A 23,155-nucleotide genomic window follows, 5' to 3' on the forward strand; every position below is an offset into this window, starting at 1 on the left:
AGGCTCCGGGCCGCCGCCGCGGGCAGCACCAGGAGGGCGAAGGAGAGCAGGACCCCGAGGAGCCGGATGGAAACCGACAGCATGAGGCCCAGGCCTCCGAAGAAGGCCGCCTCCACGAGCGCCACCCGGTACCCCAGGACCTCCGAGGTCTCCGGGTCGAAGGCCGTGGCGAGGAACCATCTGTGGCCGAGGAGAGCCACGGCCCCCACCGCCGCCCCCACGACCAGAAGGACCCATACGTCGGACCGGACGACGCCCAGAAGCGATCCGAAAAGGAGCGTGGCTTCGTCCATCCCGCCGTGGGCGCTCCGGCTCAACAGGATCACGGTGACCCCGCCCAGGACCACGTACAGGACGCCGAGGACGGCGTCTCCCGGCAGGAAACCCCTCTCGCCCCGGCCTCGGGCCAGGGCGGCGATGACGAGGGACGTGGCCAGGAAGGCCGTCGCCCGGGGATCCGCGTGGAGGAAGGAGGCGGCCGCGGCTCCGGCCATGGCCGCCTGGGCGAGGGTCACGCTGACGAAAACCATGCGCCGTTCGAGGAGGAAGACACCGTAATATGCCAGGGGAAGGGCCGCCACGAGCACGCCGGCCAGGGGCCACTTCAGGAGGAAGAGGGTCTCAAACACGGTCCACCTCCCCCTCCTCGCAGGTCCAGGCCAGGGAGGGGCCCGACGGACCTTGAACGAGGGCCAGGCCGCCTCCGTAGGCGGCCTTCAATCGGTCATCCGAGAAGACCTCCTCCATGGAGCCGGCCAGGCACAGGCCCTCCCGCGCGTCGAGCCAGAGGATCCGGTTCACTTCGGGTCCGATCTCCCCGAGGTGGTGGGTGACGAGGAGGATCGCCGTGCCCTCCCGGTTCAGGTCCCTCAGCAGGTGCATGAGGGCGTGGCGGGTCAGGAGGTCCACGTTGTTCCCCGGCTCGTCGAGAACGAGAACGTCGGGGCGCCGGTGCAGCGCCCGCGCCACCATCACGCGCTGGCGCTGGCCTCCGGAGAGGGAGGCGAAGGGGGCCTCGGCCAGGCCCTCCAGCCCCAGGCGGGCCAAGGCCTCCTCCGCCTGAGAGAGGCCGCGAAGGTCCAGGGCGCCCAGATCCACAACCTGCCGCACCGAGAGGGGCAGGCTGTCCCCCAGAGTCGAGAGCTGGGGCACGTATCCCACGCGCAGGCCGGGCTTTCTGTCCAGCCGTCCGGCGAGGGGCTTCAGGACCCCCAGGACGGTCTTGATGAGGGTCGTTTTGCCGGCCCCGTTCGGGCCGAAGATGCCCCAGTAGTCCCCGGCGCACACCCGGGCGTCGATCCCCGACAGGAGGGGCCGCCCGAAGCCGACGGCGACGCCTTCCAGGGTGATGAGGTTCTCACCCCCGGGCCGCATCCGCCAGCCTCGACGCGAGCGTGCGCATCATCTCCCCGTACGTGGCGGCGCCCTCCTGCCCCCCCGTGTAGGCCGGGACGAGGACGAGGCGCGCGCCCGTGTCCTGGGCCACCCTCCTCGCCACCTTCAGGTCCATATAAGGCTCGGCGACGACGACCCGGACGGCCCTCTCCCGCATGGTTCTCTCCAGTTCGAGGAGGCTGGCCGGTCCCGGCTTGATGCCCGGCTTGGGCTCCACGTACCCCGCCACGGGGATCTCGTAGCGGAAAAAGAAATAGTTGAGCGTGGAGTGGTAGGTCACGACGGGAGACCCGCGAAGGGGGGCGAGCAGACGACCGAGTTCGGCGTCCAGGTCCAGGAATTCGCGGGCCGCCGCCTCTCCCCTCCTCCGGTGGCCTTCGGCTCCCGCTGGATCGATGCGCCCGAAGGCCTCGGCCATCCCTCGCGCCAGGGCGGCCATGTTGCGGGGATCGAGGTGGTAGTGCGGGTTTCCGAAGGGGTGAACGTCCCCCATGGAGCGGTCGGCGCCCGCGCGGGGGACCTCGATGGGCGTGACGAATCGGGAGAGATCCACATGGCCCGGGGCGCCCGGCTGAATCTTCTTGTTGCCCGACTGTTGAAGCAGGGCCGGAAGGAAGCCGACCTCCAGGTCCAGGCCGTTCAGGAGGAGTGCGTCGGCCCTGTGAAGGGCCACGAGGTAGCTGGGTTTGGCTTCCACGTAGTGGGGATCCTGGCGTCCGTCGGCGAGGGCCGAGACCTCCGCCCGGTCGCCTCCCACGGCCCGGGCCAACTGTGCGTACACGTCGTAGGTGGCCACCACCCGGAAGCGGTCCCCGCCGTTCGCCGCGATCCCCGCCAGGAGAAGAAGGGCGGTCAAGGTCGTCTTCATGTTCGTCCTTTCTCGAACGAGCCGGGGGACCGGCTCAATACGGGTGCGCGCCGTGGGGGCCGAGGGAGAACCCGTACTCCACGACGAGCGCGTTCTTCGGGCCGAGCACGGCGTAATCCACGCGCTGGAATTGGACCCTCAGTTTCTGGTACTCGCTGGGATACCAGGTGAGCACGAGGGCTCCGCCCTGATCCCTGCGGCCGGGCCCCGGATACCGGACCCAGTCGGCCCGGACGCCCACCGACCAGCCGCGGGCCACCTGCCAGTCCACGTAGGAAAAGAGGCCTTCGGTGCGCTCCGTCCAACGCATCGGGGAGGAGGAAACGCCGGTGCCCGGCGCGGGGCCGTGGACCCGGTAGTCCCTCCGCATGTACTCGGTGCGCCACAGAAAGGTCCGGTAGCGGTCCGAGAGCGGCCGCCGGCGGTAGGTCAGGGACAGGTTGCCCAAACGCGTGGCCCCGCCCGTCGCGTTCCGTCCCCCCAAGCCCGTGAGGAGCGCCTCCACGCTGGACCCTTCCGACAGGTCCAAAAAGTGGCGCCACGCCAGGAGGTAGGCGAGGTCCGACCGCCGACCGCCGAAGAGATCCTCGGACCGCCCGCCGAGCGCTTCGACGGTGACATCGCTCAGCCAGGGAGTGGGCAGGATCTTTGTCGCGCCGATCCCCACGTCGCTCAGGCCGTGGCCCTCCCCTCCCAGGACCGCGTTCAGCGCCAGGGGTCGGTCGGCCTGGCGCCACGTGTGGGTGTGCTGCCCGTTCTCTTTGCCGAAACCCGCGTAGAAGCGCCCCGCCTTCAGCGTCCAACCTCCCGGAAGTCCAGGAAAGACGGCGTACGCCTCCTCCACTTCGGCGGTGTAGCCCTCCGAATGGGCGCGCTCCTCTTCCGCTCGGCCCCCTGCCCCCGCGAAGCGGTCCGCGAGCGCGTCGCCGTGTCCGTGCCTGTGCAGGGCCACGGACGCAAAGGCCTGGGCATAGGGGTCCACGCTGGCGGAGAAGGACAGCTCCAGCTCCCTCAGCGAGGCGGCGTCGGTGGCCCTCCAGCGCGGGTCGTTGCCGGCCGAGAAGGCGAAGTCTGGGATCACGGAAAGGGCAGGGTTGAGCAGGTTGGCCGCGGGGCGCGAGGCGGGGGCGGACGGCAGGCCGTGGGCCTCGTGCCCGGACGTAGCGGCCTGCCTCAGGGCGGCCACCTCCCTCCTCAGTTCTGCGATCTGGGCTTCGTACCGCGCCGCCAGGTCGGCCATGCGGCCTTCGAGGACGGCCAGTTTCTTCTCGATTTCCTCCGGTCCCGTCTGCGCCCTGGAGGCCGTCGGAACGGCCAGGGACATGCAGAGGGCCGAGAGGAGAAGGATCTTCCTCATGAGCGAGCCTCCCGAAAACGAAGCGAGTCAAGAATTCGAAGGCGGTGGAGCCCGATCCGGAAAGGGGATCAGGCGGGAGGCGCTCGGCCCTTGGGCGTCTCCCTCCCGCAGGAGGCCGGGCGCGATCGCTCGGTGGCCGGGGGCGGAGAGGCCGGCGCGTCCGGAGAGCCCAGGGAGGGCGGCTCCCCGGGCCGGTCCAGGCCCGCGCCGACGCTCGCGCAGACGGGGCAGGGGCGGTCCGCACGGCGGAGCCCTTCGCCGCCCGCCGGAGCGTGAAGGTGCACGAGCAGGCCAAAAAGGCCCGCCGCCAGCAGGATCACGAAGGTATTTTTCAGGATCCTCATGGCCCGCACCCTCAGGCTACTCTAACACGCGCGACCTTGAGCCATTTCCCGACCTTCTCCTCAATCGGGGAGAGCCTCGTATTTCCGCCGCCGTCGCCGGTAGGCCGCCGCCACTGCGGCGAAGAAGAGGAGGAGCACCCCCGTCCACAGGAGGCCGGGCGAAGAAAGGACCACCACCCACTCCCCCCACCAGGGGAGGTTCTTGGCCCACGCTCGGAAGGCGGCGTCGGGCGGCATCCCGAAGGTCACGGCGAAGGCGGCGTCCACCGACCCCATCCGTCGCGCCTCGTCCAGGAAAAGCCGCAAGGACGCGTCGTCCTTGAAGAGGTCCCGCACGAAGCCCTTGGCCAGCGCGTAAGAGCGCCGCACGGCGCCCTCGCCCTGGGCGAAGTCCTCCTCCATCTGGGCGATCCGCCAGCGGCCCCGGGCCACGTCCCTCAGGGCGAGCGCCGCGTTCCATTCGTCCCGAAGGTCCCACTCCCCCGAGGCCCGCATGGCCAGGCCCTCGTCGAACCAACGGGGGGGGCGCTTGCCCAGGGCCCGGTAGAGGGCCACGTGGGAGACCTCGTGGACGAGGGTCTGACGACCGTCGCCGAAGGGGTAGCGACCGCAGCGGGAGAGGATGACGACGATCCTCCCCTCCTCCTCCACCGCCGCGCCCGCCGCGAAGGACGGAAGACCGGCCCATTCGGCAGGCAGTTCGCCCGGCACGGCGGCCACCGTCACCCGGATGGGGGCTCCCCTCAGGGCCGGGGGCACCCCGTAAAGGCCCTCCAGGCGGGCCCGCGCTTCCAGGAAGACGCGCTCGTACTCACGGGGATCGGGCTGGCCGAGAACCGCCATCGAAAACAGGACGGCCGCCGCCGCCCGGACCGCCCTCTTGCTCACCGGGCCCTCCCGCGGGTCATGGCGGGCATCGATTTCTTCCGCTCTTCCCGCAAGACGACGGTATGGGCCACACGGTCGTGGGGCATGCGGCGGTTGGGGTCCCGCCATAGGGACAGCAGGGCAAGGCCCAGCGTGCCGGCGATCTCAAGGTATCCCGCGAAGCGCTCGAAGCTCTCCAAAAGGGAGAGCCGTTCGCCGCCGAGGTGGGCCACCCGGATGCCCGCCATCCGCTTTCCGAGGGTTCGCCCCCATCGGGCCGTGAGCACCGTGAAGTAGAGGGCCGCCACGCCGAAGAGCGAGATCCAGCGGAGGGGGCCGGGAATGGCCTTCTCCACCCTGAAGACGACCGTCCCCTCCTGGCGTTTCAGTTCCTCGTGCTCCCCGATGGCCAGCGCGATGAGGAGGTGCCAGTCCAGAAGGGCCTGGGCCGCCTCGTCGAGGTCCCCGCGCTCCACCGCGTCGGCGGCGCGGGGCGGAACCCCTGGAGATTCCAGGCGCACCAGAAGAGGAGCCAGGTCTCTCCACGCCCGCCGGACCGTTTCCGGTTCCTCCCTGACGTCGGCGCGCTGGAGGGCCCAGAGGGCCTTCACGGCGGCGGGATCGGTGATCCGGAGGGAGACGTACGCCGCCGCGACGGCGACGGCCAGGGTGGGCAACAGGAGGATCAGACCGTCCAGGAAGAGGGCCAGGAACCGCCGTCCGGGGGAGGCGAGGGGCTTTCCCACGAGGGCCTGAGCCACGTGGAGGACGTCCGCAGTCAGGCGGCGGGGCTCCCTGGGCTTTCCGGCGCGGGGAGCCGGGGCTTTGGGCCCGGCGGTCATCGGATCACGGCGTGAGAACCGGCGTGGGCCGGCCCTGCGCGTCCAGCGCCACCATGTGAAACAGCCCGGAGGTGCACAGGTGGCGCGCGCCCGTCGCCGCCTCCTCCCGGGACATCTTCACCTCAACGACCATGGAGGTCCGGCCCACGGTGAGAACCTGCGCCTCCACCACGGCGATGTCCCCCCACTTGACCGGGACCTTGAAATCGAGGCGCTCGATGGAGGCCGTCACGCAGGTCTTGCCGGATAGGCGGATGGCCGCAAGCCCCGCCGCGATGTCCATCCACTGGACCGCCCGGCCGCCGAAGAGCGCCCCGAGGGGGTTCGTGTCGATGGGCAACACGAGGTGGCTGGCCGACGCCCTTCCCTTGCTCAGGTCCAGTTCCATGGTGGCCTCCCGATCGGAACCGCCCCCTCACACATTGAAGCGGAAGAGGCACACGTCGCCTTCCCGCATGACATAGTCCCGCCCCTCGGACCGGTAGAGCCCCCGCTCCTTGACCTTCTTCTCGTCCCGGGAGCAGGCCACCCAGTCCTCGTAGGAGTAGACCTCGAGGCGGATGAAGCCCCGCTCCAGATCCGAATGGATCTTGCCCGCGGCCTGGGGCGCCCGGGTGCCGCGCGCGATGGTCCAGGCGCGGGTCTCCTTTTCGCCGGCCGTGAGGAAGGTCATGAGGTCCAGGGAGGAGAAGGCGGCGTGGATCAGCTTGGAGAGACCCGATTCGCTCAGGCCGTAGGCCGCCATGAATTCCTGCCGGTCGGCCTCGGGCAGGAGGGCCATTTCGGCCTCCACCTTTCCGCAGATTCTCAGGCAAGCGCGGCCTTCGCGCGCCGCCAGGGCCTCCAGGGCGGAAGCGTGAGGGTGGCCCGGATCGAGGCCGGCTTCGTCCACGTTGGCCACGTAAATGACGGGCTTGACGGTGAGGAGGAACAGGTCGGACAGGAGGGGCGCCTCTTCGGGGCGGACCTCCGCCTGGGCGGCGAAGCGTCCCTCCTCCAGGACCGCCTTGAGTCGTTCCAGGACTTCCATGAGTTTCCGGGCGGGCGCGTCCCCCGAACGGGCCAGCTTGATCGTCCGCTCCATCCGCCGCTCCACGGCCGACAGATCGGCGAGGGCCAACTCGAGGTTCACCGTCTCGGCGTCACGGACGGGATCCACGGAGCCCTCTTCGTGGGGAACGTTCGGGTCGTCGAAGCACCGCACCACGTGGACGACGGCGTCCACTTCCCGGATGTGGGCCAGGAACTGGTTTCCGAGCCCTCCGCCTCGAGACGAGCCCCGGACCAGGCCGGCCACGTCCACGAACTGGAGGGTCGTAGGGGTGATCTTCTTCGACTTGAAGACCCGCCCGAGATCCGCCAGCCGCGGGTCAGGCACCTGGGCCTGGCCGATGTTCGGATCCGACGAGGCGCCCGTAAAGCCGCCCACCTCCGCGCTCGACGCGGTGAGGGCGTTGAAAATGGTCGTCTTGCCCGCCTTGGCCGACCCCACGATGCCGCACGACAACGCCATGCTTCCCTCCGGCCCGCGCCACCGGAACCCGCCGGGGACGCGGCCATCCTAGCACAGGCGCCGCGGATTGCGCTCCCATCCTGGAAGCATCCTTGACAGGGGACGCGCTTCTGTCCTCTCCGCGTCGACACTTCGGGCACGCTCCGCGCAGGGCCCTTGACAAGCAGGCGGGGGGCTCCCATGTTGGGAGGAAACGGAGGCGAGGATGTACACGGTGAAGGTGGATTACAACGAGTGCGAGGACAACAGGATGTGCCTGGAAGTGTGCCCCGAGGACGTTTTCGAGGTCGTGAATTCGCTCATCAAGGTCGTCCGCGAGGAGAGCTGCACGGGCTGCAACCTCTGCGTGGAGAACTGCCCACAGGGCGCCATCACCGTGGATTGAGGAACTGGGTTCTCGGCGGCCGATCTTCCCTGGCTCCGCGTCTCCCGTCTCACGTCTCCCGTCCCCCCTCTCCCGTCTAACGTCTCGCGATTCTCCCCAGGATCTCCGTCGTCGCGTGGTTTTTCGGGTCGCCTACGATGGCCACCCGGCCGCCGTGAGCCCGGACGGCCTCCCGTTCGGGAACGGTCTCGGCCGTGTAGTCGGTGCCCTTGCAGTGGACGTCGGGTTCCAGGGCCTCGATGAGGGGGACCACGGTGTCCTCCGGAAAAACGGTCACGTAATCCACGCAGGCCAGCGAGGCCACGATCTCGGCACGGTCCGCCTCGGTCTGCAGGGGCCGTCCCTCGCCCTTGAGGCGGCGCACGGAGGCATCCGCGTTCACCGCCACCAGGAGGAGGTCTGCCTCGGCCTTGGCCCCCTGAAGGTACCGCACGTGGCCCACGTGGAGGAGATCGAAGCACCCGTTGGCGAGCGCCAGGGTCTTGCCCGAGCGGCTGGCGCGGGACAGGAGAACCTCGGCCTCCTGGCGCGTCAGGACTTTTCTGGCGACGGCTTCGGAGAAGCCGGTCCCGGGAGTCCCCATCAGAGCCGCCCCTCCCCCCAGGCCTGGAGGGTCCGCTTCAATTCGACCACACTCGTGGTGGCCGTGCCGTGCTTCTGGACCACGATGCCTCCCGCCACATTGGCCAGGGCGGCCGCCTCGAGAAAGGAGGCCCCGGAGCAGAGCGCAAGGACGTACGTGCTGATGACCGTGTCGCCCGCTCCCGTCACGTCCACCACCTGGTCGGAGCCGACGATCGGAAGGAGAACCGGCGGAGCCCCTTCCTCGAAAAGGGCCATCCCGCGGGCCCCCCGGGTCACGAGGAGGGCTTTCAAGCCCTGCCGGGCTCGAAGCGCCTCCCCCCTCACCGCCAGGCCGGCCTCGTCGTCTCCGGCCGGAGCGCCGCAGGCGTCGTCGAACTCCTCCTCGTTGGGCGTGGCCGTCGTGAGCCCGGAATAGCGGAGGAGGCCAAAGCGCGAGTCGAGGGCCACGATGGGGACCTTTTCCACGCAGTCCGGACTCCAGGCCGCCTCCACGAGCCCGTACCCGTAGTCCGAGAGAACCAGGGCCCGGGCCCCGCGCGCGGCCGCCTCCAGGCGCGTGCGAACCTGGGCCAGGAGGTCGCCGGGGAGGGCGTTCTCCTCGCCCGAATCCACGCGGACGAGCTGCTGGCGCGGCCCGTGGAGGGTGCCGGCGAGGACCCGAGTCTTGGTGGGCGTCTCCCATCCGGGTCGAGAAACGATCCCGTCCACGGACAACCCGCGCTCCCGGAAGAGGTCCAGGAGCTGGCGTCCTGTTTCGTCTTCCCCGGCGACGCCCACGGGCCGCACGTCGGCGCCGAGGGCGGCCAGGTTCCAGACGGTGTTGGCGGCGCATCCGGGCAGAAGGCGCGCGCGGGTGAGGCGGACGATGGGGACGGGCGCCTCCCGGGAGATGCGTTGGACGGCGCCGTACCAGAACCGGTCGAGGACGAGGTCGCCGAGGACGGCCACAGGGGTCCCCGCGAAGGCGTCCGCCACGTCGGCCAGGCGCCTCCACCTGTCTCGGAGATCCACGGTTTTCGCCGAAATTCCAGCACTCATGGGCGGCCCTCCCCGGACGTCCCCTCCGCCTTATGGGCCAGCCCCTCCTGCCCAAGGATCCAGCGCACCGCGCCGTACGCGTCCTCGGCCACATGGTCGGGCGTCACCGTCCACTGGTCCCGCTGAAAGGCGTGTTCTCCTCGCCCGTAACCCGTGAGGACGAGAACTCCCTTGGCCCCCGCGGCCCGGGCGAAGCCCACGTCGCTGATCTTGTCCCCCACGACATAGCACCGTGCGAGGTCCAGCCCGAAGGCTTCCGCCCCCCGAAGGAGCATGCCCGGTCTGGGCTTGCGGCAGTCGCATGCCGTCCGGTAGGGCGCGGGGCCCACGGTGGGGTGGTGGGGGCAGTAGTACAGCGCGTCGAGGCGCGCGCCCAGCCGGGCGAGCAGGTCCTCCAGGCGCTTCAGGACCTGCAGGACCATCTCCTCGGTGAAGTAGCCGCGCGCCACCCCCGCCTGGTTGGTCGCCAGGATGGCGGGAACCCCGACCCGGTTCAGAAGGGCGACCGCTTCGGCGGCACCGGGAATCAGGGCCAGTCGGTCGGGGTGGTTCACGTAGCCCACCTCCTCGGTCAGGGTTCCATCGCGGTCGAAGAAGACCGCCCACCGGCCGCCGCCGCTCCTCTCCATCCGCCACTCCTTCGCAGAAGGACAGTATGCCGGATGGAGGGCCAATCGGGAATGGGTCAGGGCCCGTCGTCGGGGCCGTCGGGACGGGTCCGCCACCGCCGGTGCATCCAGAACCAGGCCCCGGGGCAGGCGCGGACCGCCTCTTCGATGCGGGCCGTCGCCGCCGCCGTCACCGAGATGGCGTCGGCCTCGGGGTCTCCCGTGGAGGGCGCCTCGATGGGAGGGCCGTAGACGATCCGGTACCAGCCGCCTTCCTCCGGGAACGCAAAGACGGGAAGGACGGCCGCCCCGGTCCGCACGGCGAGGCTGCCCAGGACGGGCGTGGTGGCCGCGGGGCGGCCGAAGAAGGGAACGAAGACCCGGCCCGGCTCCCCGAAATTCTGGTCGATGACGAGGGCGATGCCCCGGCCCTCGCGCAGGCCCTTGACCATCTCCCGCACGGCCCGTCTCTTGTGGATGACCCGGTTCCCCGTGCTCTCGCGCCGCCGGGCGAGGAAGGCCTCCAGCCTGGGGTTATCCAGGGGCCGGGTAATCATCCAGAGAGGATAGCCGAGGGCCGCCTGGAGAAGGGCGACCCTCTCCCAGTTCCCGAAATGGGCGGAAACGAGAAAATACCCTCGACCCGCCTCGGCGGCGGCCCTCAGGTGCTCGAGGCCCTCGAATCGGCAGCGGCCCAGCAGGGCCGTGGGCGGCTCCTTGTGCTCCAAGATCTCCACGAGAAGCCGGCCAAGATGAGAGAAAGCACCCCTGGCGACAGCCCGGCGCTCCCGGGAGGAAAGGGCGGGGAGGGCGCGCTCCAGGTTATGCAGGGCCACTCGGCGGTGGCGGGCGTCCAGGAGGTAGACGGCCGACCCGAGGGCCCGCCCCAGGGAGCGGCGCGTGGCAGGGGTGAGCCGGGAGACCAGGTGGGCCAGGGACTGCACCGCGGCGAACTCGACGGCCCAGCGGGCGGACTTAAAGGACACCGCGATTCTCCAGGAGCGCGAGGATTCGCCGGTGAACCGTTTCCACGCCCCCCGAGGCGTCCACGGGGTGAATCCGCTCGGGGAATTCGGCGGCCAGCGCCTCGTACCCTCTCGCCACCCTCCCGTGGAACTCCATGGACTCGTCCTCGAACCTTCCCTCCCGGCTCGCCCTCGCCCCGTTCCTCGCCCGGGCTCGGGAAAGGCCCTCCTCTGGAGGGAGGCGAAGGTAGAGCGTGAGGTCCGGCTCCAGCCCTTCGGTGGCCGCAAGGTGGACCGCCTCCACCACCTCCCTCGGAAGGCCCCTCCCGAAGGCCTGGTACGCACGGGTCGCATCCCCGTACCGATCGCAGAGGACCCATACCCCCCGCGCCAGGGCGGGACGGATCACCCGGGCCACGTGCTCCGCGCGCTCGGCGCCGTAGAGAAGGAGTTCGCACCGGGAACTGGGGGAGTACTCGCCGGAGAGGAGCAGGTGCCTCAAGGCCCCCCCCACCGGAGAGCCGCCGGGCTCACGCGTGAGCAGCACCTCCCGCCCTCGGCTCCGCAAAGCGTCGGCCAGCAGGGACGCCTGCGTCGACTTGCCGCTCCCCTCGATGCCCTCCAGCGTCAGGAACACGACCGGGCCTCCCCTCCCGAAGGCCCGCCGCGGAGCCCCCGCCGGCGCGCCCTCGTGATCCATGGTACCAGATGCGGCCCTGGACTCCCTCCGTTGAGGGCCGGGAGCGTTTCGAAATTCCACTTATCACATGGGGCATATCCCCCAACACTTGGGGCATATGGCCTTCGCGAGGTTTCTGACCCCGCCGGCCCGGCGACCGGCGCGGCCGCGGAGTGTATGTTTCCTTCGGAGCCCGTCCGCTTCCGTTCCGTCGGCCCGACCGAGGGGCCGAAACCATCGGTTCGGGCCCGGGGGAAGATCATGCGGATTCAGCTCAAGGATTCCATCACTTCGGAAGCCCTTCTGGAGGATCTGGTCCAAGCCTCCTTTTCCGTCTTCGAATGCCACTGTTCGCCCGGGCTTCGGGACGATCTTCGGATGGGATTGTACGTGGCTCTCCGCCAGGTGCTGAGCGCGGATCTCGTGAAGCGCTCCGCCTGCGGCAACCTGCCCGATTGCGCCGACCTTCCCGAGGACACGGCCTTTCCCCCTACGGAACGGTACGCGCGACCCCACCACTCGATGCACCGCGCCTGAAGCGCCCGCCCCCGGCGCGGGCTGCCGCACCACGTCCCGCCGCGCTCCCGCAGGCTCACTTCCGCCTTCGGGTTCCCTGGCCGTCCTCGCGGCGGAGCAGGGCCGCCGCCTCCTTGGCGAAGTACGTGAGAACGATGGACGCCCCGGCCCGCTTGATGGCCGTGAGGGATTCCATCATGGCCCGATCGTGGTCGATCCAGCCGAGCCGCGCGGCGGCCTTGATCATGGCGTATTCCCCGCTCACGTTGTAGGCCGCCACGGGCATCTGGAAGGTCTCCTTCACCCGCCGGATCACGTCCAGATAAGGCAGGGCGGGCTTCACCATGACAATGTCCGCCCCTTCCTCGATGTCGAGGGCCACCTCTCGGAGGGCCTCTTCCGAGTTGGCCGGGTCCATCTGGTAGGAGCGCCGGTCTCCGAACTGCGGCGTCGAATCGGCCGCGTCCCGGAAGGGGCCATAGAAGGCTGAGGCGTACTTGGCCGAGTAGGCCAGGATGGGAACCCGCTCGAACCCGGCCCCGTCGAGGGACGCGCGGATGGCCCCCACCCGGCCGTCCATCATGTCCGAGGGCGCCACCACGTCCGCTCCGGCCTCGGCGTGGGACAGGGCGGTCTTGCAGTGGATGGCCACGCCCGGATCGTTGAGGATCCGCCCCTCGGCGACGGGGGCGCAGTGTCCGTGGTCCGTGTACTCGCACAGGCACACGTCGGTGATCACGAGGAGGTCGGCGCCGAAGGCTTTCTTGGCCGCTCGGATGCCCTTCTGAATGATGCCCTGGGGGGCGTAGGCCTCCCGGCCGAGGGGATCCTTCCTCGAAGGAATGCCGAAGAGGATCACCGACCGGACCCCGAGGGAGAGGACCTCTTCCATCTCCCTCAGGCCCTGATCCACCGACTGGCGGAAGACGCCCGGCATGGATCCCACCTCCTGCCGGACCTTGGAGCCCTCGCACAGAAACATGGGGTATACGAAATCCTTCGGGAAGAGCCTCGTCTCCTCCACCATGGACCTCAGGATCGGGTTTTCGCGGAGCCTTCGGGGGCGGTGCGTCAGCTCGAGATGAACCTCATAGGTCGTCGACTTCGCCATCTTCGCCTCCCCAGAAAAACTCGTTCGCGCAGTGCCGGCCGCAGAAGTCCTTGCCGCCGTATTGGTACCGGCATTCGTCGCACACGAATTTGTGGCACATGGGACACTTGCTCATGTGGAGCCAGAAGCCCTTGACGCCGCAGAGGTCGCACGCCTCTCCGGGCTCCCCTTTGGGCTTGGCTTCCTCTTCATCCTCCCAGTTGCCCATAGAGGCCTCCTTTCCCACCCTACAACGGCCCGGCCGTCCGCCGCAACCGGAGCATCGGAAAGGGGCGCAGGGAGGATGGAGGAAGGGTCAGGAAGCGGCGCCGGTACGATCGCCGTCGAACACGGCTTCAAAGTCCCGGTGGGAGGAGAGGAAGGCCTCCAGGACGGAGGGATCGAAGTGGACCGGCAGGACCCGGCCGTCCCCTTTCGCCAGCACCTCCAAGGCCTCCTGGTGAGAGTACCCCTTTTTGTAGGGTCGTTCGGTCCGGAGCGCGTCGTAGACGTCGGCCAGCTTGACGATCCTCGCCTCGAGGGGGATCCGCTCCGCGGCCAGGCCGTCGGGATAGCCCGTGCCGTCGAAATTCTCGTGATGGTGCCGCGCGATCCGTGCGGCCATGGCCAGTTGAGGCGAATGGCCGAGGAGCCGGGCGCCGTTCACGGTGTGGGCCCGCACCCGCTCCCACTCCCCGGGATCGAGAGGCCCCCGCTTGTTGAGCAGGGAGCCCGGAAGAGTCAGTTTGCCCACGTCATGGAGCTGGGCGCAGTGCGAGATCCACCGCACGAATCGTGAACTTTGCCCGAGAAGCCGGGAGAGATTCCGGGCGTATGTGTTGAGGCGGCGCACGTGGCCGGCCGTGGTCGAATCGTGGAATTCGGCGGCCAGGGCCAGGGCCTCCATGGCCTGGAAGTTGGCCTCCTCGGTCTTCCTCGCCTCCCGCCAGATGCGGCGAAAGACGGACCACTGGCGGAGGGAGGCCTGAAGGAGAGGCAGGTCATGGATGGTCACCTCCCACGGATATCCGGCCGCCAGGAGGGCGTCGTCCTCCCGGAAGATGGCGGCGAAGTTGGGCAGGGAAAGCTCTGGACTCACGCCGAGGACGGCCTTCAGGCGGCCCGGAAGGGGCGCGTTGCATATGAAGCGGCCCGGGGCGATGGCGTACGGGCGGAGGAGCTTCTCCAGCTCCCCCGATGGACACCGCGTCACGAGGCTGTGCCAATCGCCGTTGGTGCGATAGCAGGCGATGCCGTGGCGGCGGCCCCGGATGACCGCCGACCCCCAGATAAAGCTCGGCCGTTGAGGGGTCCCTTCCCTCGGGCTCAGGAGAACGGAGGCCATGCGCGCCGCGAGGTCCTCGGGCCTCCAGTCCGCCACGATCTGATCGGCGTACGTCTCGGTGAAGCCACTCAGTTCGTCGAGGTGGAAGTAGGCAAGCCGGAGGCGGTCCGCCAAGGCCTTGGTCTTGAGGAGGGACCGGACCCGGGCCGTCACCTGCGGCATGCTGAGCGGCCCGAGGAGTACGTCATCGGGGTAGAAGACACCTTCCGTCACATCGCTCTCGCGCCCCTCCCGGGCCAGAAGGAGGACCGGCACATTCCGGTCCGCCTGAAGGGCCGAGAGTTGCTCGAAGAACGGCCGGCTCCCGTTCCCTCGGGGGCAAGAGCCCAGCACGACCAGGTCGGGAAGGCAGGTCTCGATCTCCGACACCGCCTGGGCGGGGCTGGTTGCCGGGATGACTTGCCGGCCTTCGGAGGCCAGCCATGCCGTCAAGGTCTTCGCGTGGTCGGCGTTTCCATCCAGAACGAGTATCCGATGGCTCACGTCGTCGAGCCCCCCTCCCCGCCAGTTCCTGCCTCGCTCGGCCCCACCGTGGTCTCTCCCCCCAGGCGGCGGGGGCATCCGGCGCGGTTTTCCCTCTTGCCGGACCGTTCTCCCCAAGAAATTGTGAACGATCTACCCTCCTTGACTTTGGAAAGTATAGGGCAGGAACAGAATGATTTCAACTGGGCAAAACGATAACCTGGTTACCAAGAAGGAGGTCGTTTCGTGAACTCTGTTTACACTCCCCTGGTTCCGACTTGACAGGTGCGCCCATTCCGGACCGCGCGGCGGCCAATGGCCTTTACCAGTCCCGAGAAGATGATCCGGTGGATGGGATAGAGGGCGTACCAGTACAGAAGGCCCGCCAGCCCGCGGGAATCGAAAAGGGCCCTCTGAATGATCCAGCTTGATTCGGATCCCTCGGGACGCACCCTGAATTCGAGCCACGCCCTCCCGGGGAGTTTCATCTCCGCACGGAGGCGCAGAAGGGAGGGAGGGACCCAGGCCTCCACCCTCCAGAAATCCACCGGGTCTCCGGGCCGGAGGAGGGTAGGGTGTCTCCGGCCCCTACGCATGCCCACCCCACCCGCCAGGAGATCCAGGAACCCCCTCCATTTCCACAGGAAATCGGCGTAGTACCACCCGTTGTCGCCTCCGAGGCTGGAAACGGCGCCGAAGACCTTCTCGGGGGGGGCGTCCACCCTCAGGCGCCGCTCCTCCACAATCAGTCCCTCCTCGTCCCGGAGGAAAACGGCCTGGTCCGCCGATTCGGAGGCGGGCGAGAAAGCCAGGGTCCAGGAGGTCTCCACGCGCTGCTCCTCCAGAGAGGCCACGGCCTGGCGAAGCGCCTCCGCGCAGGGGACGGGTCGGATCTCCGGGAACACGTCCAGGGCCGAGGCGCCGGAGCACACGGAATCGGTCCGGACCCCTTCGATGAGTTCCCGTGCCACGCCCGTGGGGACCGGGGTCACCAGGCCCAGCCAGTAGGAGGAGAGCCGGGGGGTGAGGACGGGGACCGTGTAGATCCTGCGCCTCAACCCTCTCGTCCGGGCGTAGGCCAGCATGATCTCCCGGTAGGTCAAGATGTCCGCGCCCCCGATTTCGATAACCCTCCCGGAGGACTCGGGGTGTTCCAGGGCCTTCACGAGGTAGGAGAGGACGTCCCGGATTCCGATGGGCTGGCAGAGGGAGCCGACCCACCGGGGAGCGACCATCACGGGAAGGCGCTCGGTGAGGTACCGGATGACCTCGAAGGAGAGGCTCCCGGAACCGAGAATCACCGAGGCCCGAAACTCCGTCACCGGAACGGGCCCCGCCCTCAGGATCTCGCCTGTCTCCAGGCGCGACCGCAGATGGGGAGACAGGGTCTCATCCCCGTGGGCCAGGCCTCCCAGGTAGATGACACGCCTCACCCCCGCCCGGGCGGCGGCCTCCCGGAAATGGGCCGCCCCGGCCCGGTCGCGTTCCTGGTATTCCCTCCCCGTGGCCATGGAATGGACGAGGTAATAGGCGGGGCCGACACCGTGAAGGGCCGGTTCCAGGCTCGCCGGGTCCAGGACGTCCCCTCGGACAACTTCCACGCCCTCCCAGCCACGGCCTTCCAGGCGCGAAGGGTCCCGGGCCAGACACCGGACCTTGTAGCCCGCCTCGAGAAGTCGGGGTACGAGGCGTCCGCCCACATAGCCCGTTGCGCCCGTGACCAAGACCCTTTCCTGCATCGTTCCTCCCCCCATAATGCGCGCGCCCCACACTAAGAACGGCTGGAACCGGACGGATGTGCCCGGGAGGATCCCATTCCCAACCTCCCGCTGGGGTACGCGTCTCCTGTACGGAGACCAACAACACCAGCCTGCATGAGTTTCCCAGGAGGCACCAGGGGAGGTCGGGCCCCTTCGGGAATCACCCAGGCCGGGACACTCGTGCGCCCCCCATCAGATAAACCCTTGTGACGGCCCAGTTGGAGAGGATCGTCGCCGCCCCGAAGAGGAGGAGCCCCACGCTCATGAGGGCCCATCCAGAGAGGATGTTCCCGATGACGCATCCGTTGGCGAACCAGGCGCCCATCCCCACGAGGACCCCGCACAGGTCGCCCTTGTGCAGAAAGAACCCGAAGAGGAACCCCAGGGGCAGGCCGACGAGGGCCACGAGATCGCGAGAAAGAGCATAGGCCAGCGTGGCGCCCAAGAAGAGGAGCGACGCCAACAACCAGAAGACCCAGTTTCGGCTCTTCACCGCGCTCTCCTCCTTCAGAACAGGATGTTGAAAAGGTACCCGACCATCAGAATGCCCACCGCCACGACGCCGAAGTAGACGGCGATGAGTCTGAGCTTGAGCACCTTGCGCAGGATGATCGCCTCGGGCAGGCTCAGGCCGATGACGGCCATCATGAAGGCGAGCACCGTGCCGAGCGCCGCGCCCTTCTCCATGAGCGCCTGGACGATGGGGATGATGCCCGCGGCGTTGGAGTACATGGGCACGCCCACGAGGACCGCGGCGGGAACGGCCCACCAGACGCCCTTGCCCATGAACTGGGCCATGGCGTTCACGGGCACGTACCCGTGGATGCCCGCCCCGATGGCGATGCCCGCGAGCACGTAGGGCCACACCCGGCCCACGATGTCGCGTACGGACTGCAGACCTGCCTCGATGCGCTCCGACCAGGAGAGGCGCACCTCGCCATCCATCCCAGGTCCGGCGGAGGTAAGGTAGACCCACTCTTCCACCCAGCTTTCGAGCTTCAATCTCCCGATGACGAAACCCGCGAGGATGGCGATGGCCAGGCCCGAGCCCGCATAGATGGCGGCCACCTTCCACCCGAAGAGGCCGAATAGCAGGACGAGGGCCACCTCGTTCACCATGGGCGCGGCGACGAGGAAGGAGAGCGTCACGCCCAACGGCACGCCCGCCGTCACGAAGCCGATGAAGAGCGGAACGGCGGAGCAGGAGCAAAAGGGCGTGGGGACGCCCAGGATCGCGGCGAGCACGTTGCCCACCGATTCCCGCTTCCCTGTGAGCATCCGGCGCGTGCGCTCCGGCGTGAAAAAGCTCCGAAGGATGCCCACGCCGAAGACGACGAGCAGCAGGAGCATGAGAACCTTGGGCGATTCGAAAATGAAGAACTGGACGGCCATTCCCAGGTGCGAATCGGGAGCCATCCCCGCCAAATCGAAAGTGATCCACTTGGAGGCGGGCTCCAAGATCCAGTACACGCCGGTCCAGAGGGTGAGCAACGGGAACCCCACGAGGAGGTACCGCCCCAGCCCAGCCGTCCCCAGAGGTCCGGCCGACCCGGCGCCCAAAGTGCCGGATCCCAAGGATGGCGCCGGCTTCATCTCTTGACCCATCTCCTCACGTGTCACGATTCACTTCTCGCCTTTCATCGCCTCAAGGATGTACCCTTTCACGATGCCCACGGTGGGCACCTTCCCCTGGAGGACCACCTTTCCGTTGAGGATGAGGCCCGGGGTCATCATGATGCCGGCTTTGGCGATATCCTGATAATCGGTGATCTTCATGACCGTGGCCTCGGCCCGGAGCTCCTCCAGCGCCTGTTTGACCCGGGTTTCCAGCTCGACGCAGTTCCGGCATCCCGGTCCCGCCACCTTGATGTCCAACATGGGTCCTCCCTCGTTTTCTTGGTGCTTTCCCAAACCCGTTTTACGCGAGAAAGACGAAACGAATCGTCAAGTAGATTCCCACGCCGATAATCACCGCGCCCGTGATCCGGAGGGACCACTTCTGCACCCTGTCCAGCCGGTGGAGGGCCGATCCCAGGGTCCGCTCTCCCCCGGAAAGCAGGGCCGCCACGACTACCACGGGCAGTCCCGTGCCGACCCCAAAGAGCATGGGCAGGAGGATCTTGGAGCCCTGCGCCACGGCGAGAGGGATGAGGCTGCCGAAGAACAGGGCCGCGGAGACGGGGCAAAGGGAGAGGGCAAAAAGGATGCCCAGGAAGCCAGCGCCCCAGACGCCTCCGCCCGCCGCGCGCTCCCGGAGGACCTGGCTTCCGATGGACGTGGCGAGCGTGAAGCCCAAGAGTCCTAACAGATGCATGCCCACGAGGATGAGCAACGGTCCCAGGAGCTTGTTCATGTACCGCTGGAGAAAGTTGGACACACCGGGCACGGAGAGGAGTCCGAATACGACCACCGCGCCCAGCCCCGTGTAGGCCAGCGCGCGGCCGAGGCTGTAGGCCAGGCCGGAATGGGTGGCCTTCATGGCTCCTTCGGCGCGCCGGCCGATAAAGGAGATGGCCGCGATGTTGGTGGCCAGCGGGCAGGGACTTATGGAGGTCAGGATCCCCAGCCAGAAGGCGGAGGCGGCCGCCAGCAGGAATTCCGTCACGATACGTCCTTCAGATACTCTCGGACTTCATCGTCCACGTACTTCACGAAGGCCTGCGAGTCACCCAGGTAGTCCCAGACTTTGTCCAGGCGTTTCCAGCGGACCTCCTTCCCGTCCAGGATCTCCGATACCACGACGGATTTCGTGAACAGTCCGTAGTCGTCCACGAAGTGCGCGTTGTCGGGCTCCTCCACGTTGAGAACCTTCCACTCCAGCCGTCCAGCGGAGAGCGGCCCGGCAAGAGGGCCGTTCACGGCGGCCTCGGTATACGCTTCGATCTTCAGGCAGCTCGGGCACCGGGCCGTCGTGTGGAGGTAATAGACGATGACCTTGGACCGAATGGGCCCGGCGGAGGGATTGGGAGCCGTCGGCTGGCTGGTCGATCCTTGAACCGGCTTCGTGGGTGCGGGCGTCGGCGCCGCATCCATCGCCGGTTCGGGACCTTTCGCCGCGACTCCCTCGGCCGGCTTGGAAGCCTCGGGAGAAACCGCAGCGGGTCGAGGAACCTCGGTCGGCGTCGCGCGGGAAGGGGATGCGGGTTGCGTCTCGATCGCCTTCAGGGCCTTCCACCGCGCGGCCTCCTTCACGCCCAGCCACGTCAAACTGGCCGCGACGAACAGAAGAAGCGCGGCGGTGATGAGCCTTCGGGGATTCATGATGCCTCCACCCGGACACCTCGGACCTTGGGACGGCACGCGCAGGGCAACCCCGCGGCCCTCATGATGGGCAGGACCGAGCGGTCCGCGATCCGGTAATAGACCATGGCCCCTTCCCGCTCGTCCTCGATGAGTCCGTGGCCCCTCAAGATCGCGAGGTGGCGGGAGAGGGTGGGCTGGGGGACCTCCAATTCCGGGAGCATGCGGCAGACGCACTGTCTCCCCTCCCGCGCCAGGAGGCAGAGGATCCGGAGCCTCACCGGATGGCCCAGGTCCCGGAACAGGCGGGCGCGCGTTTTGATCGGATCGGCCACGGCACCTCCACGGACCATCAGAGTATCCGCATAACCGAATATGCTGTCAAGGACGCCGACGTGTCTGGCCGCGCGCCATCGAGGCCGGGGCCGCGCGATCCGGCCTTCAGCCCTTGACGGCCCGCACCTTGACGCTGACCACCGCCTCCGCCGCCGCCCTCACGTCTTCGGGCGGAAGCCCCTGGGCGAAGACGGCGAGTTCCGACGCGTCCGCCAAAAAGGCCCCGATGGGATAGGCGTCCTCGGAGAGCACTTTCACGCCCTGAAATCCGGATTCCGCCATGGCCCTCAGGTAGTCTTCCTTGAGCATGGCTCCCGCGATGCACCCCGCGTAGGCCTCGACGGACCCCCGCACGCTCTCCGGCAAGGGCCTGAGGAGCACGAGGTCGGAGACCATCAGGCGGCCGCCGGGCTTCAGCACCCGCAGGGCCTCCCGGAAGACCTGGGGCTTGTCCGGGGAGAGGTTGATGACGCAGTTGGAGATGACCATGTCGGCGGAGCCATCGGCCACGGGCAGGTGCTCGATCTCGCCGAGGCGAAATTCCACGTTGGACGCGCCGCTCTTGCGGGCGTTCTCCCTGGCCTTCTCGATCATCTCGGGCGTCATGTCCACCCCGATGACTCGGCCGGCCGGTCCCACCTTGCGTGACGCGAGGAAGCAGTCGAAACCCGCGCCCGAGCCCAGGTCCACCACCGTCTCCCCCTCTTTCAGGTCCGCAAAGGCGAGGGGATTCCCGCAGCCCAGCCCAAGGTTGGCTCCCTCGGGCACGGCGGCCAGGTCGCTCTCCGAATACCCGACGGCCGCCCCCACGGCGCGGGGGTCCGACAGTCCGCAGCAGTTGGTCGCGGCGGGCGCCGGGCCGCAGCATCCCGGGGCCGCCGGCGCGGGACCGCAGCATCCCTGAGGCCCGCGGGCCGCGGCGGCGTAGTGCTCTCTAACCGATTTGCGGATAGCGTCTTCGTCCATTGGAGCCTCCGATTCTGGTCACAGCAAAAGTTCGTGGAAACGGCGGAGCCTCCTGCAGGGCCCCTTCCGTTGCCGGGATCCGGTCTCCCCGCGCCGCATGGGCCCCGGGGAGCCCGCTTCATAGAGCCAGCTCCCTCCTCACGAGGGGGACCAGGCGGTTGCGGATCTCGTCCCGCACCTGACGGAATGTGTCCAGGACCTCCTCGTCCGTTCCCGAGACGCCCGCAGGGTCCGGGAAGGATTCGTGAACCTGTCTTCGCGCGCCCTGAAAACTCGGGCAGGCCTCCCGGGCGCCGTCGCACACCGTCACCACCAAGTCGAAAGGCCGGCCCCAGAACTCCAGGACGGACCGGCTCAGGTGCCCCGAAAGGTCGACCCCGGCCTCGCCCATGACGCGCACGGCCATGGGGTGGACGAAGGAGGGCCGTGTCCCCGCGGAGTGAACCTCCACGAGGTCCCCGAGGTCCTCGCGGATCCACCCTTCGGCCATCTGCGAGCGGCATGAGTTGCCCGTGCACAGGATCAAGACGGTCTTGCGTGGGCTCACGGGGCGGCCTCCTTGGGGAACCAGTTCCGCGTGCGGTTGCAGAAGCCGCACACCGAAAGCATGACGGGCACCTCCACCAGGACCCCGACCACCGTGGCCAGCGCCGCGCCGGATCCGGGGCCGTAGAGGGCGATGGCCGTGGCCACGGCGAGTTCGAAGAAGTTGCTGGCCCCGATGAGGGCCCCGGGGGAGGCCACGTTGTGGGGCACCTGGAAGAGCTTCATGAGGCCGTAGGTGAGGCCCGAGTTGAAGTACACCTGAATCAATATGGGGACGGCGATGAGGACCACGTGAAACGCTTTCCCTGTGATGTTGTCGGCCTGGAAAGCAAAGATGAAGACCAGGGTGGCCAGCAATGCGAGGATCGTCACGGGATGGAAGAAGGCGAGGTACTTCTTCTCGAACCACTCGGCGCCTTTGGCTCGAAGGAGGATGGCGCGGCTGAGGCTCCCGAGGGCCAGCGGAATGACGATGAAGGCCACGACGGAGTATACGAGCACCTTGAAGGGAACCGTCAGGTTGCTCGCCCCGCTCACGAGGAAGGTCACGATGGGCGCGAACAGGACGAGCATGATGAGGTCGTTGACGGAGACCTGCACCAGCGTGTAGGCGGGGTCCCCGTCGGTGAGGTAGCTCCAGACGAAGACCATGGCCGTGCAGGGAGCCGCGGCGAGGATGATGACCCCCGCGATGTACTGGTCCGCCATCTCCGGTCCGATGAGCGGCAGAAAGAGGTGCTTGAAGAAGAGCCATCCGAGGAAAGCCATGGAGAAGGGCTTCACGAGCCAGTTCACGAACAGGGTGACGAGCAGGCCCTTGGGCTTCTTGCGGACCCCCAGAATGCTCGTGAAGTCGATCTTGAGCATCATGGGGTAGATCATCAGCCAGATGAGCACGGCGATGGGGATGTTGATCTGGCTGCCCTCCCCGAACTCCATCCGCCTCAGGGCGTCCACGAGGCCGGGCGCGAGCTTTCCTATGCCCACTCCCGCCACCATGCAGAGGGCCACCCAGAGGGTCAGGTAGCGCTCGAACCGATTCAGGCGCTTCGCGCTTCCCCCCGTCATGGCCGCGTCCTCCGAACCCGCGCCTTCGGCCCGCAGCAGGAGGGGAGGGAACGGATCTTCTCGCTGGCCGCCCTCGCCCTGTCCCGGTCCACGTCGGGATCCTCCCCCGCGCAGCACCGCACGAGGGCCAGCAGGCGCCGGGCCTCCTCCTGGGTCGGCCGGGCGATGCCGTAATAGGTCCACTTCCCCCGGGGCTCGTCCTCCAGAAGGCCCGCCGCGCAGAGGATGGAAAGGTGCCGGCTCACGGCGGACTGGGACAGGCCCAGCGCCTCCACGATCTGGCACACGCACAACGGACCCGGTTCGAGCATCTTCAGGATCCGCAGGCGAGTTCGGTCCGCGGCCGCCTTGAGGAGTCTCTCGGCTTGTTTGAGCACGTC

The 23,155-nt window shown here is 68.3% G+C and carries 30 protein-coding genes; 2 read left to right on the forward strand and 28 right to left on the reverse strand.

The annotated features are described in order from the left end of the window. The 9 genes from AB1824_05085 to ychF form a co-directional block, all read right to left on the reverse strand. The coding region (locus tag AB1824_05085) for a metal ABC transporter permease (protein MEW5764332.1) at positions 1 to 629 on the reverse strand (629 nt) is incomplete at its 3' end. Beyond that, on the reverse strand, positions 622 to 1,374 hold the full coding sequence (locus AB1824_05090) for a metal ABC transporter ATP-binding protein (protein MEW5764333.1): 753 nt from the start codon (positions 1,372 to 1,374) through the stop codon (positions 622 to 624). The genes AB1824_05090 and AB1824_05085, both read right to left, overlap by 8 nt. Then, positions 1,358 to 2,263 (reverse strand): metal ABC transporter substrate-binding protein, encoded by a 906-nt coding sequence (locus tag AB1824_05095; GenBank protein ID MEW5764334.1) that lies wholly within the window; start codon positions 2,261 to 2,263, stop codon positions 1,358 to 1,360. Before AB1824_05095 ends, AB1824_05090 begins: the two co-directional genes overlap by 17 nt. Positions 2,264 to 2,297: 34 nt before the next feature. Next, positions 2,298 to 3,620 (reverse strand): hypothetical protein, encoded by a 1,323-nt coding sequence (locus AB1824_05100; GenBank protein MEW5764335.1) that lies wholly within the window; start codon positions 3,618 to 3,620, stop codon positions 2,298 to 2,300. A gap of 68 nt (positions 3,621 to 3,688) precedes the next feature. Then, positions 3,689 to 3,964, reverse strand: coding sequence for a hypothetical protein (locus tag AB1824_05105; protein ID MEW5764336.1), 276 nt, complete (start codon positions 3,962 to 3,964; stop codon positions 3,689 to 3,691). 60 nt (positions 3,965 to 4,024) lie between these two features. Continuing rightward, the gene (locus AB1824_05110; protein ID MEW5764337.1) at positions 4,025 to 4,852 is read right to left on the reverse strand and encodes a hypothetical protein; all 828 of its coding nucleotides are present in this window, start codon (positions 4,850 to 4,852) and stop codon (positions 4,025 to 4,027) included. Next, the gene (locus AB1824_05115; GenBank protein ID MEW5764338.1) at positions 4,849 to 5,673 is read right to left on the reverse strand and encodes an RDD family protein; all 825 of its coding nucleotides are present in this window, start codon (positions 5,671 to 5,673) and stop codon (positions 4,849 to 4,851) included. The genes AB1824_05110 and AB1824_05115 overlap by 4 nt, the downstream gene beginning before the upstream one ends. 4 nt (positions 5,674 to 5,677) lie before the next feature. Next, the gene (locus AB1824_05120) at positions 5,678 to 6,061 is read right to left on the reverse strand and encodes an acyl-CoA thioesterase (protein MEW5764339.1); all 384 of its coding nucleotides are present in this window, start codon (positions 6,059 to 6,061) and stop codon (positions 5,678 to 5,680) included. A gap of 27 nt (positions 6,062 to 6,088) precedes the next feature. Continuing rightward, positions 6,089 to 7,186, reverse strand: a complete 1,098-nt coding sequence (ychF, locus tag AB1824_05125; protein MEW5764340.1) for a redox-regulated ATPase YchF — start codon at positions 7,184 to 7,186, stop codon at positions 6,089 to 6,091. A gap of 205 nt (positions 7,187 to 7,391) precedes the next feature. Between ychF and AB1824_05130 the strand changes: the two genes are divergently transcribed. After that, the gene (locus tag AB1824_05130) at positions 7,392 to 7,571 is read left to right on the forward strand and encodes a 4Fe-4S binding protein (GenBank protein MEW5764341.1); all 180 of its coding nucleotides are present in this window, start codon (positions 7,392 to 7,394) and stop codon (positions 7,569 to 7,571) included. Positions 7,572 to 7,647: 76 nt separating this feature from the next. Here the strand turns inward: AB1824_05130 and AB1824_05135 are convergent, their stop codons facing one another. The 5 genes from AB1824_05135 to tmk are packed head-to-tail and all read right to left on the reverse strand — an operon-like array spanning position 7,648 to position 11,404. Then, a complete protein-coding gene (locus AB1824_05135) occupies positions 7,648 to 8,154 on the reverse strand; it encodes an adenylyltransferase/cytidyltransferase family protein (protein ID MEW5764342.1) in 507 nt (168 codons plus the stop codon). Next, the gene (locus AB1824_05140) at positions 8,154 to 9,194 is read right to left on the reverse strand and encodes a PfkB family carbohydrate kinase (protein MEW5764343.1); all 1,041 of its coding nucleotides are present in this window, start codon (positions 9,192 to 9,194) and stop codon (positions 8,154 to 8,156) included. The genes AB1824_05135 and AB1824_05140 overlap by 1 nt, the downstream gene beginning before the upstream one ends. After that, the gene (locus AB1824_05145) at positions 9,191 to 9,823 is read right to left on the reverse strand and encodes an HAD family hydrolase (GenBank protein MEW5764344.1); all 633 of its coding nucleotides are present in this window, start codon (positions 9,821 to 9,823) and stop codon (positions 9,191 to 9,193) included. Before AB1824_05145 ends, AB1824_05140 begins: the two co-directional genes overlap by 4 nt. Positions 9,824 to 9,879: 56 nt before the next feature. Beyond that, positions 9,880 to 10,788 (reverse strand): lysophospholipid acyltransferase family protein, encoded by a 909-nt coding sequence (locus AB1824_05150; GenBank protein MEW5764345.1) that lies wholly within the window; start codon positions 10,786 to 10,788, stop codon positions 9,880 to 9,882. Continuing rightward, positions 10,778 to 11,404 (reverse strand): dTMP kinase, encoded by a 627-nt coding sequence (tmk, locus tag AB1824_05155; protein MEW5764346.1) that lies wholly within the window; start codon positions 11,402 to 11,404, stop codon positions 10,778 to 10,780. Before tmk ends, AB1824_05150 begins: the two co-directional genes overlap by 11 nt. A 303-nt stretch (positions 11,405 to 11,707) precedes the next feature. Between tmk and AB1824_05160 the strand changes: the two genes are divergently transcribed. Continuing rightward, positions 11,708 to 11,983 (forward strand): hypothetical protein, encoded by a 276-nt coding sequence (locus tag AB1824_05160; protein MEW5764347.1) that lies wholly within the window; start codon positions 11,708 to 11,710, stop codon positions 11,981 to 11,983. A gap of 55 nt (positions 11,984 to 12,038) precedes the next feature. Here the strand turns inward: AB1824_05160 and hemB are convergent, their stop codons facing one another. The 14 genes from hemB to AB1824_05230 all read right to left on the reverse strand — a co-directional run bounded on the left by hemB (position 12,039) and on the right by AB1824_05230 (position 23,152). Next, the gene (hemB, locus tag AB1824_05165; GenBank protein MEW5764348.1) at positions 12,039 to 13,073 is read right to left on the reverse strand and encodes a porphobilinogen synthase; all 1,035 of its coding nucleotides are present in this window, start codon (positions 13,071 to 13,073) and stop codon (positions 12,039 to 12,041) included. Further along, positions 13,051 to 13,281, reverse strand: coding sequence for a hypothetical protein (locus tag AB1824_05170; GenBank protein ID MEW5764349.1), 231 nt, complete (start codon positions 13,279 to 13,281; stop codon positions 13,051 to 13,053). Before AB1824_05170 ends, hemB begins: the two co-directional genes overlap by 23 nt. Positions 13,282 to 13,368: 87 nt before the next feature. Then, positions 13,369 to 14,880, reverse strand: coding sequence for an HD domain-containing phosphohydrolase (locus tag AB1824_05175; GenBank protein ID MEW5764350.1), 1,512 nt, complete (start codon positions 14,878 to 14,880; stop codon positions 13,369 to 13,371). A gap of 236 nt (positions 14,881 to 15,116) precedes the next feature. Beyond that, positions 15,117 to 16,598 (reverse strand): SDR family oxidoreductase, encoded by a 1,482-nt coding sequence (locus tag AB1824_05180; protein MEW5764351.1) that lies wholly within the window; start codon positions 16,596 to 16,598, stop codon positions 15,117 to 15,119. A gap of 181 nt (positions 16,599 to 16,779) precedes the next feature. Then, positions 16,780 to 17,112 (reverse strand): hypothetical protein, encoded by a 333-nt coding sequence (locus AB1824_05185; GenBank protein ID MEW5764352.1) that lies wholly within the window; start codon positions 17,110 to 17,112, stop codon positions 16,780 to 16,782. 14 nt (positions 17,113 to 17,126) lie between these two features. Then, entirely contained in the window at positions 17,127 to 18,212 is a 1,086-nt protein-coding gene (locus AB1824_05190) for a permease (GenBank protein ID MEW5764353.1), read from the reverse strand. Positions 18,213 to 18,242: 30 nt separating this feature from the next. Continuing rightward, positions 18,243 to 18,497, reverse strand: coding sequence for a thioredoxin family protein (locus AB1824_05195; protein ID MEW5764354.1), 255 nt, complete (start codon positions 18,495 to 18,497; stop codon positions 18,243 to 18,245). 40 nt (positions 18,498 to 18,537) lie between these two features. Beyond that, the gene (locus AB1824_05200; protein ID MEW5764355.1) at positions 18,538 to 19,224 is read right to left on the reverse strand and encodes an aromatic aminobenezylarsenical efflux permease ArsG family transporter; all 687 of its coding nucleotides are present in this window, start codon (positions 19,222 to 19,224) and stop codon (positions 18,538 to 18,540) included. Next, positions 19,221 to 19,880 carry a nitrophenyl compound nitroreductase subunit ArsF family protein gene (locus AB1824_05205; protein ID MEW5764356.1) on the reverse strand — a complete coding sequence of 220 codons (660 nt, stop codon included), beginning with the start codon at positions 19,878 to 19,880 and terminating at the stop codon, positions 19,221 to 19,223. Before AB1824_05205 ends, AB1824_05200 begins: the two co-directional genes overlap by 4 nt. Further along, complete coding sequence (locus tag AB1824_05210; GenBank protein ID MEW5764357.1) at positions 19,877 to 20,194, reverse strand: metalloregulator ArsR/SmtB family transcription factor; 318 nt, start codon at positions 20,192 to 20,194, stop codon at positions 19,877 to 19,879. The genes AB1824_05205 and AB1824_05210 overlap by 4 nt, the downstream gene beginning before the upstream one ends. Before the next feature lie 106 nt (positions 20,195 to 20,300). Beyond that, positions 20,301 to 21,161 carry an arsenite methyltransferase gene (locus tag AB1824_05215; protein MEW5764358.1) on the reverse strand — a complete coding sequence of 287 codons (861 nt, stop codon included), beginning with the start codon at positions 21,159 to 21,161 and terminating at the stop codon, positions 20,301 to 20,303. Positions 21,162 to 21,279: 118 nt separating this feature from the next. Continuing rightward, positions 21,280 to 21,708, reverse strand: coding sequence for an arsenate reductase ArsC (locus AB1824_05220; GenBank protein ID MEW5764359.1), 429 nt, complete (start codon positions 21,706 to 21,708; stop codon positions 21,280 to 21,282). Then, on the reverse strand, positions 21,705 to 22,775 hold the full coding sequence (gene arsB, locus AB1824_05225; protein MEW5764360.1) for an ACR3 family arsenite efflux transporter: 1,071 nt from the start codon (positions 22,773 to 22,775) through the stop codon (positions 21,705 to 21,707). The genes AB1824_05220 and arsB overlap by 4 nt, the downstream gene beginning before the upstream one ends. Then, entirely contained in the window at positions 22,772 to 23,152 is a 381-nt protein-coding gene (locus AB1824_05230) for a metalloregulator ArsR/SmtB family transcription factor (protein ID MEW5764361.1), read from the reverse strand. The genes arsB and AB1824_05230 overlap by 4 nt, the downstream gene beginning before the upstream one ends. Positions 23,153 to 23,155: the final 3 nt, after the last annotated feature.

It is taken from the genome of Acidobacteriota bacterium (assembly GCA_040752915.1).
Lineage (GTDB): Bacteria > Acidobacteriota > UBA4820 > UBA4820 > DSQY01 > JBFLVU01.

What these genes read in the sequence shown, in the direction of transcription:
- AB1824_05140 (MEW5764343.1), bottom strand. Translation starts at nt 9,194, where the DNA reads ATGAGTGCTGGAATTTCGGCGAAAACCGTGGATCTCCGAGACAGGTGG.
- AB1824_05095 (MEW5764334.1), bottom strand. Translation starts at nt 2,263, where the DNA reads ATGAAGACGACCTTGACCGCCCTTCTTCTCCTGGCGGGGATCGCGGCG.
- ychF (MEW5764340.1), bottom strand. Translation starts at nt 7,186, where the DNA reads ATGGCGTTGTCGTGCGGCATCGTGGGGTCGGCCAAGGCGGGCAAGACG.
- AB1824_05105 (MEW5764336.1), bottom strand. Translation starts at nt 3,964, where the DNA reads ATGAGGATCCTGAAAAATACCTTCGTGATCCTGCTGGCGGCGGGCCTT.
- AB1824_05205 (MEW5764356.1), bottom strand. Translation starts at nt 19,880, where the DNA reads ATGAATCCCCGAAGGCTCATCACCGCCGCGCTTCTTCTGTTCGTCGCG.
- AB1824_05090 (MEW5764333.1), bottom strand. Translation starts at nt 1,374, where the DNA reads ATGCGGCCCGGGGGTGAGAACCTCATCACCCTGGAAGGCGTCGCCGTC.
- AB1824_05135 (MEW5764342.1), bottom strand. Translation starts at nt 8,154, where the DNA reads ATGGGGACTCCCGGGACCGGCTTCTCCGAAGCCGTCGCCAGAAAAGTC.
- AB1824_05180 (MEW5764351.1), bottom strand. Translation starts at nt 16,598, where the DNA reads ATGCAGGAAAGGGTCTTGGTCACGGGCGCAACGGGCTATGTGGGCGGA.
- AB1824_05130 (MEW5764341.1), top strand. Translation starts at nt 7,392, where the DNA reads ATGTACACGGTGAAGGTGGATTACAACGAGTGCGAGGACAACAGGATG.
- hemB (MEW5764348.1), bottom strand. Translation starts at nt 13,073, where the DNA reads ATGGCGAAGTCGACGACCTATGAGGTTCATCTCGAGCTGACGCACCGC.
- arsB (MEW5764360.1), bottom strand. Translation starts at nt 22,775, where the DNA reads ATGACGGGGGGAAGCGCGAAGCGCCTGAATCGGTTCGAGCGCTACCTG.
- AB1824_05160 (MEW5764347.1), top strand. Translation starts at nt 11,708, where the DNA reads ATGCGGATTCAGCTCAAGGATTCCATCACTTCGGAAGCCCTTCTGGAG.
- AB1824_05100 (MEW5764335.1), bottom strand. Translation starts at nt 3,620, where the DNA reads ATGAGGAAGATCCTTCTCCTCTCGGCCCTCTGCATGTCCCTGGCCGTT.
- AB1824_05145 (MEW5764344.1), bottom strand. Translation starts at nt 9,823, where the DNA reads ATGGAGAGGAGCGGCGGCGGCCGGTGGGCGGTCTTCTTCGACCGCGAT.
- AB1824_05190 (MEW5764353.1), bottom strand. Translation starts at nt 18,212, where the DNA reads ATGAAGCCGGCGCCATCCTTGGGATCCGGCACTTTGGGCGCCGGGTCG.
- AB1824_05120 (MEW5764339.1), bottom strand. Translation starts at nt 6,061, where the DNA reads ATGGAACTGGACCTGAGCAAGGGAAGGGCGTCGGCCAGCCACCTCGTG.
- AB1824_05170 (MEW5764349.1), bottom strand. Translation starts at nt 13,281, where the DNA reads ATGGGCAACTGGGAGGATGAAGAGGAAGCCAAGCCCAAAGGGGAGCCC.
- AB1824_05115 (MEW5764338.1), bottom strand. Translation starts at nt 5,673, where the DNA reads ATGACCGCCGGGCCCAAAGCCCCGGCTCCCCGCGCCGGAAAGCCCAGG.
- AB1824_05195 (MEW5764354.1), bottom strand. Translation starts at nt 18,497, where the DNA reads ATGTTGGACATCAAGGTGGCGGGACCGGGATGCCGGAACTGCGTCGAG.
- AB1824_05215 (MEW5764358.1), bottom strand. Translation starts at nt 21,161, where the DNA reads ATGGACGAAGACGCTATCCGCAAATCGGTTAGAGAGCACTACGCCGCC.